The 11,277-nt window shown below is 73.8% G+C and carries 5 protein-coding genes; all 5 read left to right on the top strand.

What is annotated here, in order from left to right:
• Positions 1 to 5,127: Ig-like domain-containing protein (locus ABZT49_RS23380; protein WP_355289436.1), on the top strand; the 5,127-nt coding region annotated here is incomplete at its 5' end.
• Between the two features lie 43 nt (positions 5,128 to 5,170).
• A complete protein-coding gene (locus tag ABZT49_RS23375; protein WP_355289434.1) occupies positions 5,171 to 6,886 on the top strand; it encodes a TolC family protein in 1,716 nt (571 codons plus the stop codon).
• Complete coding sequence (locus ABZT49_RS23370) at positions 6,883 to 7,635, top strand: HlyD family efflux transporter periplasmic adaptor subunit (RefSeq protein ID WP_355289432.1); 753 nt, start codon at positions 6,883 to 6,885, stop codon at positions 7,633 to 7,635. Before ABZT49_RS23375 ends, ABZT49_RS23370 begins: the two co-directional genes overlap by 4 nt.
• A complete protein-coding gene (locus ABZT49_RS23365) occupies positions 7,632 to 9,014 on the top strand; it encodes an HlyD family efflux transporter periplasmic adaptor subunit (protein ID WP_355289430.1) in 1,383 nt (460 codons plus the stop codon). Before ABZT49_RS23370 ends, ABZT49_RS23365 begins: the two co-directional genes overlap by 4 nt.
• Entirely contained in the window at positions 9,011 to 11,164 is a 2,154-nt protein-coding gene (locus tag ABZT49_RS23360) for a biotin/lipoyl-binding protein (RefSeq protein WP_355289428.1), read from the top strand. The genes ABZT49_RS23365 and ABZT49_RS23360 overlap by 4 nt, the downstream gene beginning before the upstream one ends.
• The last annotated feature ends 113 nt before the right edge of the window (positions 11,165 to 11,277 follow it).

The following is an 11,277-nucleotide window of genomic DNA, read 5'->3' as shown; positions in this document are numbered from 1 at the left end:
AATGCCGACGGCACGCTGACCTTCGCGCCGGTCGCCGATTTCAACGGCCCGGTCTCGTTCGCCTACACCGTCTCCGACGGGCAGGGCGGCAGCGCGACCGCGACGGTGAGCGGGCTCGTCACGCCGGTCAACGACGCACCCCTCGCCGGCGCCGATGCGTTCACGACGGCGGAGGACACGCCTGCTACCCTGGGGGTGCTCTCCAACGACCGCGACGCGGACGGCGATCCGCTGACGATCACGGCGATCGACGGCCAGGCCGTCGCGCCAGGCGGCACGGTTGCGGTGGCGAGCGGCGCGGTGACGCTGAACCCTGACGGCACGCTGACCTTCGTGCCGGCCGCGGACGCCAATAGCGCGGTCTCCTTCACCTACACGGTGTCCGACGGCCAAGGAGGCACCGCGACCGCGGCGGTCGCCGGCACCGTCGCCCCCGTGAACGACGCGCCGGCACCGACGGCCGACGGCTTCACGACCGCGGAGGATACGCCCGTCCTCGTGCCGGTGCTCGCCAACGACGCCGATGCCGATGGCGACCCGCTGACCGTCATCGCCATCGACGGTCAAGCGATCATCGCGGCCGGCTCGGTCGCGGTGGCGGGCGGTACCGTGACGCTCAACACCGACGGCACGCTCCTCTTCGCCCCTGCTGCCGATTTCAACGGTCCGGTCTCGTTCACCTACACCGTGTCGGACGGGCAGGGCGGGACCGCCACGGCGGCCGTCACCGGTACGGTCACGCCGGTGAACGACGCGCCCATCGCGACGGCCGATGCCTTCACGACGGCGGAGGATACGTCGGCGACCGTCGCGGTTCTCGCCAGCGACCGCGATGCCGACGGCGATCCGCTGGCGGTCACAGCGATCGACGGGGTTACCATCGCACCTGGCGGCACGGTCGCGGTGGCGAACGGCGCCGTGACCCTGAACGCGGACGGCACGCTGACCTTCGCGCCGGCCCCGAACGTCAACGGCGCGGTCTCCTTCACCTACACGGTGTCGGATGGCCAGGGCGGCAGCGCCACCGCGACCGTGACCGGCATCGTCACGCCGGTCAACGACGCACCGGTTCTCGGCGACGACGCGTTCACCGTGGCCGAGGACGGCGCTGTCACCTTCGACCTGCGCGCCAACGACAGCGACGTCGACGGCGATCCGCTGACGGTCACGGCGATCGACGGTCGGGCGATCGCGGCGGGCGGCTCGGTCGTTGTCCCGGGCGGCACCGTGACGCTCAATCCGGACGGCACCCTCACCTTCGTCCCGGCGACGGACGTCACCGGACCGGTCGGCTTCAGCGCCACCGTGTCCGACGGGCGGGGCGGCTCAGCCACGGCGACGGTGGCCGGCACCATCACGCCGGCGAACGACGCGCCCGCCCTCGGGGCCGACCGGTTCACGACGCGCGAGGAAATTTTGGCGCGGATTGCCGTGCTGGCCAACGACCGCGACGCGGACGGCGACCCGCTGGCGATCACGTCGGTCGACGGCGTCGGCATTGCGCCGGGTCTCACGGTCGCGGTCGCGAACGGCGCGGTGACCCTCAACCCCGACGGCACGCTGACCTTCGCGCCGGCCCCGAACGTCAACGGCGCGGTCTCCTTCACCTACACGGTGTCGGACGGCCAGGGCGGCAGCGCCACCGCGACCGTGACCGGCATCGTTACGCCGGTGAACGACGCGCCGGTCCCGACCGCCGACGGCTTCACGACGGCCGAGGACACCCCCGTCGTCATACCGGTGCTGGCGAACGACGCCGATGCCGACGGCGATCCGCTGACGGTCGTCGCCATCGACGGTCAGGCGGTCACCGCGGGCGGGTCCGTAGCTGTGGCGGGCGGGACGATCACGCTCGACGCCGACGGCACGCTCGTCTTCGCGCCAACCGCCGACTTCAATGGCCCGGTCTCGTTCGCCTACACCGTCTCCGACGGGCAGGGCGGCAGCGCGACCGCGACGGTGAGCGGGATCGTCACGCCGGTCAACGACGCACCCGTCGCAACGGCCGATGCCTTCACGACGGTGGAGGACACGCCCGCCATCGTCACGGTGCTGGGGAACGACCGCGACGTGGACCGCGATCCGCTGACGATCACGGCGATCGACGGGCAGGCCGTCGCGCCAGGTCTCACGGTCGCGGTGACGAACGGCGCAGTGACCCTGAACCAGGACGGCACGCTCACCTTCGTGCCGACCCCGAACGCCAACGGCACGGTCGCCTTCGCCTACACCGTCTCGGACGGGCAGGGCGGGACCGCCACGGCGACCGTCACCGGCACCATCACGCCGGTCGACGACGCGCCGGTCCCCGCGGCCGACGCCTTCACGACCGCCGAGGACACCTCCGTCCTCGTGCCGGTGCTTGCCAATGATGCCGACGCCGACGGCGATCCCCTGACGGTCACCGCCATCGACGGCCGGGCGATCACGTCAGGCAGCACCGTCGCGGTGGCGGGCGGCACGGTGACGCTGAACGTCGACGGCACGCTCGTCTTCGCGCCGGCCACCGATGTCAACGGCCCGGTCTCGTTCGCCTACACCGTCTCCGACGGGCGGGGCGGCACCGCCACGGCGACTGTCAGCGGCACGGTCGCGCCGGTCAACGACGCGCCGGTGCCGGGCACCGACACGCTCGCGGCGATCGAGGACACGCCTGCCATCCTGGCGGTGCTCGCCAACGACCGCGACGCGGAGGGCGATCCGCTGGTGGTCACGGCGATCGACGGTGTCGGCATCGCGCCAGGCCTCACGGTCGCGGTCGCGGGTGGTCGCGTGATGCTGAATCCTGACGGCAGCCTCACCTTCATACCGCAGCCCGATTTCAACGGCCCGGTCTCGTTCGCCTACACCGTCTCCGACGGGCAGGGCGGCAGCGCGACCGCGACGGTGAACGGGCTCGTCACGCCGGTCAACGACGCGCCCCTCGCCGGCGCCGATGCGTTCACGACGGCGGAGGACACGCCCGCTACCCTGGCGGTGCTCGCCAACGACCGCGACGCAGACGGCGATCCGCTGACGATCACGGCGATCGACGGCCAGGCCGTCGCGCCAGGCGGCACGGTCGCGGTCGCGGGCGGTGCGGTGACGCTGAACCCTGACGGCACGCTGACCTTCGTGCCGGCCGCGGACGCCAACGGCGCGGTCTCCTTCACCTACACCGTGTCGGATGGCCGGGGGGGCAGCGCCACCGCGACCGTCAGCGGCGGCGTCGCGCCGGTCAACGATGCGCCGGTCGTCGCCGCCGACGCGCTCGCGACCTCCGAGGACCGGCCGACGGTCGTCGCGGTGCTCGCCAACGACCGCGATGCCGACGGTGATCCGCTGGCAGTCACGGCGATCGACGGCGTCGGCATCCTGCCAGGCGGCACGGTCGCGGTGGCGGGCGGCGCCGTGACCCTCAACCCGGACGGCACGCTCACCTTCGTGCCGACCCCCGACTTCACTGGATCGGTCTCCTTCACCTACACGGCATCGGACGGGCAAGGCGGCAGCGCCACCGCGATCGTCGGCGGGACCGTCTCGCCCGTCGACGACGCGCCGATCCCCGCCGCCGACCGCTTCGTCACGGCCGAGGATACGCCGGTCCGCGTGCCGGTGCTCGCCAACGACGCCGATCCCGACAGCGATTCCCTGACGGTCACCGCCGTCGACGGTCGGGTGATCACGGCGGGCGGTTCGGTCGCGGTGGCGGGCGGCACGGTGACGCTGAATCCCGACGGCACGCTCACCTTCGCGCCGGCCGCCGACTTCAACGGCCCGGTCTCGTTCGCCTACACCGTCTCCGACGGGCAGGGCGGCAGCGCCACGACCGCCGTCACCGGCACCGTCGCGCCGGTCGACGACCCCCCGGTGGCGGGAACCGACACCTTCGTCGTGGCCGAGGACGGTGCGGTGACGATCGCGATCCTCGCCAACGACCGCGACGTCGAGGGCGACGCGCTCAGCCTCACGGCGATCAACGGGCGGCCGATCGTGCCCGGGGAGGCGGTCGCCGTCGCCGGCGGCCTCGTGCGCCTCGCCGCCGATGGCACGCTGGTCTTCGTCCCGGCGCCGGACGTCAACGGCGCGGTCCGCTTCACCTACACGGTGAGCGACGGACGCGGCGGCACCGCGACCGGCACGGTCCTCGGCACGATCGCCCCCGTCGCGGATGCCCCGGTCGCGGCCGACGACGCCTTCGCGAGTACCGGCGCGCCCTCGGTGATCCCGGTGCTGGCCAACGACCGCGATCCCGACGGCGATCCGCTCAGCCTCACCGCGATCGACGGCCGCTTCGTCGCGCCCGGGGGCAGCGTCGCGGTCGTCGGCGGACAGGTGACGCTGCTGGCCGACGGTACGCTGCTCTTCGTACCGGACCCGGGCTTCGCCGGCGCGACGGCCTTCACCTACACCGTGTCGGACGGGCAGGGCGGCAGCGCGACCGCGGCGGTGCGCGGCACCGTCGCCCCAGTCCAGGCCAGCGTCCAGGCCGGCGACAACATCACCCGCGACCGCGGCGAGGCGAGCCGCGAGCGGTTGCTCTTCGGTGCGGGCTGGATCGTCGAGGACGTGCCCCTGCTCGCGGCCGGGCCGTGCCCCGAGGTCGGGAGCTTGCGGATCCTGCCCTACGTCGTCGAGCACGCCCGGGTCCATGACGGCACCGGCTTGCGCATGGCGGACGCCCTGCCGCGCCACGCAGATCCCGGGGTGCGCGACGTCCTGCACGAGGGCCGGCCCTTCTGCACGACATTGCGGATCACCCCGGAGGTGGTGGACCCGCTCCGGGCTTGGCGCCTGGAGGCCGGGCCGCTCCCGGTCCTCGATTTGCCGTCGGTCCCTGAGCTGCCGTCGGTCCGCGACCTGCAGCGCCCGCCCGAGCCGGTCGCTCCGGCGCCCGTCCGCCCGGTGCTCCCCGGGCCGCCGCCCGATGCCGAGCCGATCCTGATCCGCAAGGGCGAGGCGCCGCCCTCCGACTGGATGTTCCGCGACGACCCGGTGCCGGCCGGGCCGAGCCCGGCCGAGGCGCCGGGGCCGGGCCTCGCCCACAAGCTGCGCGGCTTCGCGAACCGGTTCGAGCACGGCCAGGCGCGCCTCCACGCCGCCTTCGCCGAACCGCCGCCTCCCTCCGAGGCGGCGGGACGCCGCTGACCCCCGCAACCTCTCCGTATCCGACCCCCGAGGCTCCTCCCGCATGATCCGCCGCTCTCTCCGCTGGAACCCGCTCCGTCGCGGACGCGCCTGGCCGAACAGGCCGGCCCGCGCGGCCGCGACGGCCCTCGTCCTCACCGCCCTCGGCGCCTGCGTGATGCCGGAGCCGGTGACCGAGGGCGAGCGTCTCGACGTCGCGATCCGGGACCTCGACGCGATCACCGCCAGCCAGGCCCCGATCGAGGGGCGGATCGACCTCTACGGCGCGATGGCGCGGGCGCTGAAATACAACCTCGACCGGCGCATCCGCCTCGTCGAGCAGTTCTACGCCTCGGGCGAGTTCGACCTCGCGAAGTACAAGCTCCTGCCCGATGCCAGCATCGGGGGCGGCTATCTCGGCCGCAGCAACCAGGCCGGGTCGTCGAGCCAGTCGCTGCTCACCGGCCGCCAGTCCCTCGAGCCCTCGACCTCGCTCGAGCGCAACCGCGCCGTCGCCGACGGGCGCGTCTTGTGGAGCACGCTGGATTTCGGCGTCAGCTACGTGAAGATGCAGCAGGACGGCAACGCCGTCTGGCTCGCCCGCGAGGTCGAGCGCAAGACCACCTCCCGCATCCTCGCCGATACCCGCCGGGCCTACTGGCGTGCCTATGCGGCCGAGCGGATCGGCGCCCAGCTGCCGGCGATCGCCGACGCGGCCAACGCGGCGATCCGCAACGCCCGCCAGGCCCAGGCCCGGGGCGACCTCACGCCGGAAGCCGCCCTCGACTTCGAGCGCCGGATGCTGCGCACCCTGCGCGAGATCGAGCGGCGCCAGGAGCTGATGGCGCTCTCGCGCGCGGAACTCGCGGCGCTCATCAGTGTCGATCCGGCCCAGCCCCTGCACCTGAGCGGCCGCGAGAGCCTGCGGCCGCCGCCGCTCCCGGGCGACCTCGTGGCCCTGCGCACCGTCGCGCTGATGACCCGGCCCGAGCTCTACGAGCACGATTACAAGTTGCGCATCGCCCGGCTCGAGCGACAGATCGAGATCCTGGCGACCCTGCCGGGCCTGCGCATCGATTCGGGCCGCGCCTACGATTCGAACCGCTACCTCTACAACAACAACTGGTTCGACCTCGGGGCGCGGCTGTCGCTGCAGCTGACCCAGTTCATCAGCCTGCCGGCCCGTCTGCGGCAGAACGAGACCAAGCAGGTGCTGATCGAGGCGCAGCGCCGGGCGATGACGCTGTCCGTCGTCACGCAGGTCCACCTCGCGATGCGCGCCTACGGCACCAAGCTGCGTGACTTCGAGCTCGCTCGGCGCATCCTCCAGAACGAGACCCACGCCCTGACGAACGTGCGGGCCAACAAGGAGGCGACGACCGCCGGCGACGCCTCGCTGATCGAGGCGCGGGCCGGCCATGCCCTCGCGGCCCTCGACTACTACTACACCTTCGCCGAGCTGCAGGAGGCCTACGCCACGGTCCTGACCTCCCTCGGGGTCGACGTGTTCCCGGGCGCCCAGGACGGCGACCTGCCGGCCCTGACCGCCTCGCTGCGCGAGTTCGTCGATCGTGGCCTTCCGGCCGCGCTCGCTCGGCACATCACGGAGGCGCGCGAGGCGCGCCGCGTCGCCACCACCGGGGCGATCCCGTCGAATGGCGCGGGTCCCGCGTCGGACCCGGGGGCCGAGACCGCGCCGGAGGCGAACACCGCGTCCGTCCCCCCGGCGGGGGACGAGGTGCGCCGCGAGGCCAGCGCGAACGCCGCGAGGGTCGAATGAGCCGCTGCATCCTGTCCCGCACCCCGTGGATCCTGCTCGCGCTCCTCGGCGCCATCGGCGCCCCTGTCCAGGCGGCCTATGCCCAGGAGGTGCGGGCCCTGCTGGCGGCGGACCGTGAGGCCACGCTCACCTCGGACGGGCCGCTGCTGCTCGAGCGGATCGCGGTCGATCTCGGCGACCGCTTCGAGGCCGGCCAGGTCCTGGCCCGGTTCGACTGCGCCCTGCGCGAGGCCCGCGTCGGCGCGGCGACCGGGGTCCACAAGGGCGCGCTCGCCCGCCTCGGCTCGAAGCAGCGCCTCGTCAAGCTCGGGGCGATCGGCGGCCTCGACGTCGAGCTCGCCGGGGCGGAGGCCCAGAAGGCCGAGGGGGAACTCGCCGAGGCCCGCACCGCCGCGAGCCACTGCGTCCTGCGCGCGCCCTTCGCCGGGCGGGTCGCCAAGCGGCACGCCAACGCCCACGAGGCGGTGGCCGCCGACCGGCCAATCCTGTCGATCGTCAGCGACGGGCCGTTGCGCCTCACCGCCATCGTCCCGTCGCCCTGGCTGCGGTGGCTCAAGGTCGGCGACGCGTTCACGGTCCGGGTCGACGAGACCGGGCGCAGCTACCGGGCCTCGGTCGCGGCCCTCTCCGGCCGCGTCGATCCGGCGAGCCAGTCGATCGAGATCCTCGGGCGGATCGAGGACGCGCGCGACCTGCTGCCGGGGATGAGCGGTACCGCCGCCTTCCCGACCATGCCGGCCTCGCAATGACCAGCCACCCGCCGCCCCACAGCTTCACGAACGACCGGCGCGCCCAGCGGCTCGCCGCCGCCCTCCAGCTCGAGGCGACGTTCCGGGCGGCGCGGAACGCGCAGGACCTCGCCTTCGCGGCCGTCAACGAGACGCAGCGCGTGGTGGCCTACGACACCGCCGCCCTGTTCTACGCCGGCCGCCGTCCGGTCCTCGCGGCGGTCTCGGCAGTCGCCGAGGTGGACGAGGCTTCGCCCTTCGCGCGGGCGCTGGCGCGGCTCGCCGGCCGGCTGCCGGCGAGGGTGCCTTCACCGACCGAGGCGGCGTCGGTCGTCGCCGTCCCGGCGGGGCAGGGGCCTGCCCCCGACGGGGCGTGGGGCGTGCCGCAGGAGGACTGGCCGCCGGGTCTGCCGCACCGGGCGCTGATCCTGCCGCTGCGGCGGGACGGCCGCCTCCTCGGCGGCCTGATCCTGTTCCGGCAGGCGCCCTTTGGGGAAACCGAGCGCGCGGCGGCCGAGCATCTCGCCGGGGCGCTCGCCCACGCGGCCTCCATGTTCCGCGGGGCGGGCCGGTCCTGGCGCGACCTCGCGAGCCTGCGCGGCGGCTTCGCGGCGACGGTCGCCCTCGGCCTCCTCTCGCTCCTGCCGGTGCGCCAGTCGGTGCTGGCGCCGGCCGAGATCGTGCCGCTCGACGCGGCGGTCGTCGCCGCGCCGGCGACCGGCGTGGTCGCCGGCATCCTGGTGGCGCCGAGCGCCGAGATCCGCGCCGGCGACCTGCTGTTTCGCCTCGACGATACCGAGCTGCGCGGCAAGTACGAGGTCGCGCTGCGCCAGCTTGAGGTCGCCCGGGCCGAGCTCCTCGGCGCCCGGCAGAAGGCCTTCGGGGCCGACAAGAGCCGCACCGAGGCGGCGGTGCTGGAGCGGCGCGTCGACCTGCGGCAGGCCGAGACCGACTATTACCGCGAGCTTCTGGCGCGCGCCGAGGTCAGGGCGCCCCGCGACGGCATCGCCATCATGGGCGACCCGGAGGAGTGGCGCGGCCGCCCGGTCAAGGTCGGCGAGAAGGTGATGACGCTCGCCTCGCCGGCCCGGGCGCGCCTGCAGATCTGGATCCCGGTCGACGATGCCGTCGACTTGGAGCCCGGGGCGCCGGTCCGCCTGTTCATGAACGTCGATCCGCTGCGGCCGGTCGAGGCCCGCCTCGTCCAGGCGGGCTACGACGCCGAGATGTCGCCGCTCAACGTGCTGTCCTATCGGGTGCGCGCCGACCTCGCGGACGCGCAGGATCCCCCGCGCCTCGGACTCAAGGGCACGGCCAAGCTCTACGGGGAGCGGGTCTCGCTGTTCTACTTCGTGTTCCGGCGGCCGCTCGCCGCGATGCGCCGGATTCTCGGCCTGTGACCGCCCTTCCGATTCACCTCGGGGCGGGCCTGCCGGGGGGCGCCCCGCCGGCGCGCCTGCCCGGCCTGCGCCAGGAGCTCGACGTCGTCGAGGGCCCCCGCGCGCGCAGCGGCGCGCCGACCTGGACGCTGCACGATCCCGTGCGCAACACCTACTTCCGGCTCGGCTGGGTCGAGTTCGAGATCCTGGCCCGCTGGGACGCCGTCACTGCCGAAGAGCTGGCCGGCCGGGTGCGGGCGGAGACGCACCTCGACGTCGAGGCCGGCGACGTCGAGGCGCTGGCACGCGCGCTACAAGGGAACCACCTGGTCTCGGCCGTCGCGCCCGGCGCCTGGCGGCTCTACGCGGCCGAGCGCGCGCGGCGGCGCGCGGGGCCGTGGTCCTGGCTGCTGCATCACTATCTGTTCTTCAAGCTGCCGCTCCTGCGGCCCGACGCAGCCCTGACCCGGCTCGCCCCGCTGGCGCGGCCCCTGTTCACCCGGACCTTCGCGGGAATCGTCCTGCTCGGCCTCTGCCTCGGCCTCTACCTCGCCGGGCGGCAATGGGACGTGCTCGCCGGCCGCGTCGCCGCGATGGCCTCGCCCGAGAGCCTGTCCTGGCTGATGGCGGCACTCGTCCTGGCGAAATGCGTGCACGAGCTCGGCCACGCGGTGGTCGCCAAGCATCTCGGGATCCGCGTGCCGAATGCGGGCGTCGCCTTCGTGGTGTTCTGGCCGCGCCTCTACACCGAGACGACGGACGCCTGGCGCCTGACCGACCGGCGCCAGCTCCTCGCCATCGACGCGGCCGGCATCGCCGCGGAGCTCGTCCTCGCGGTGGCGGCTCTGCTGCTGTGGAGCCTCGTGCCCGACGGTCCTTGGCGTGACGCCGCCCTGATGATCGCCACGGTGAGCTGGGCCTCGACGCTTGCGGTGAACCTGAACCCCTTCATGCGCTTCGACGGATATTATCTGCTGGCCGACGCCGTCGGCATGCCGAACCTCCAGCCGCGGGCCTTCGCGGTGGCCGCGCAGGGATTGCGGCGAGCGCTGTTCGGAACGGAGGATCCCGCCGCCGAGCCGCTGCCGGGCCGGGTCCGGGCCTGGATGACCGCCTATGCCTGGGCGGTCTGGCTCTACCGGCTGGTCCTGTTCACGACCATCGCCTTGGTCGTCTATCACTTCTTCATCAAGCTCGTCGGCATCGGCCTGTTCCTCGTCGAGATCGGCTGGTTCGTGGTGCGTCCCGTCGTGCGGGAACTCCGGACCTGGTGGCGCCTGCGCCGCGGTGCCCGCCTCACCCGGCCGGGCCTCCTTGCCCTCGCGGCTCTGGGAGCCGGGCTCGCCGGGATCGCCCTGCCGTGGCACGGGCGGATCGAGGCGCCGGCGGTCCTGCGTGCCGAAGCCTTCCTGCGCGTGTTCCCGGCCGCCCCGGGCCGGATCGCGGTTCTGCACGTCGCCGAGGGCGCCCGGGTCGCCGAGGGCGATCCGCTGGTCACCCTCGAGGCGCCGGAGGTCGACGACCAGATCGCCGTCGCGCAGGCCCGGATCGCCGAGACGCAGCGCGAGATCGCGCTGAGCGCGACGGAGCAGGCGAGCGCCGACCGCCTCGGCGCCCTGACCGAGACCCTGGCGGCGAGCCGCCGCGAGCTCGCCCTGCAGCAGGACCTCAAGGCGCGGCTCGTGATCCGCGCCGGGATGGCGGGCGAGATCCGGCAGCTCGCCGACCACCTGACGCCCGGCCGCTGGCTCTCGGACAGCGACGGCATCGGCCTGATCGTCGCCCCGGAGGCGTGGATCCTTCAGGCCTACGTGGCGGAGAGCGACGTCGCGGCGTTGCGCGAGGGGGCGGCAGCGCGGTTCCATGCCGCCCAGGCGGATGTTCCGGCGCTCGACGCCGTCGTGGAGCAGGTCGAGCGGAGCGACCGGCGCACGCTGCCGGATGCCGTCCTCGCCGAGCCCCTCGGCGGGCCGCTGCCCGCGCGCCAGAAGGACGGGCACTACGAGCCCCTGACGGCGCTCTACCGCGTCCGTCTCCGGACGGAGACGCCCCCTGACCGCTGGCGCCGCACGATCCGGGGCGAGGTCGCCATCGCGACGGAGCCGCGCAGCCTCGCCCGCCACTGGTGGCGCGCGGCGACCGCCGTGCTCATCCGCGAGAGCGGCTTCTGATCCCACCGGCCAAGGAGACCGACGCATCTCGAATCTTCGATGCTTGGGCCCAGAAGTCCGATACCTTGGGCCAGGCGAAAATTCGAGAACGGCACCGAAGTCGTCTCCAACGA

It is taken from the genome of Methylobacterium sp. EM32 (assembly GCF_040593685.1).
Classification (GTDB): Bacteria; Pseudomonadota; Alphaproteobacteria; order Rhizobiales; family Beijerinckiaceae; genus Methylobacterium.
Note: the sequence above shows the minus strand (reverse complement) of the source record. Positions and strands in the feature narration are given on the sequence as shown.

Bases quoted from the DNA above. Each gene is read 5' to 3' on its own strand.
- ABZT49_RS23375 (WP_355289434.1), top strand. From the start codon at position 5,171: ATGATCCGCCGCTCTCTCCGCTGGAACCCGCTCCGTCGCGGACGCGCC.
- ABZT49_RS23370 (WP_355289432.1), top strand. From the start codon at position 6,883: ATGAGCCGCTGCATCCTGTCCCGCACCCCGTGGATCCTGCTCGCGCTC.
- ABZT49_RS23365 (WP_355289430.1), top strand. From the start codon at position 7,632: ATGACCAGCCACCCGCCGCCCCACAGCTTCACGAACGACCGGCGCGCC.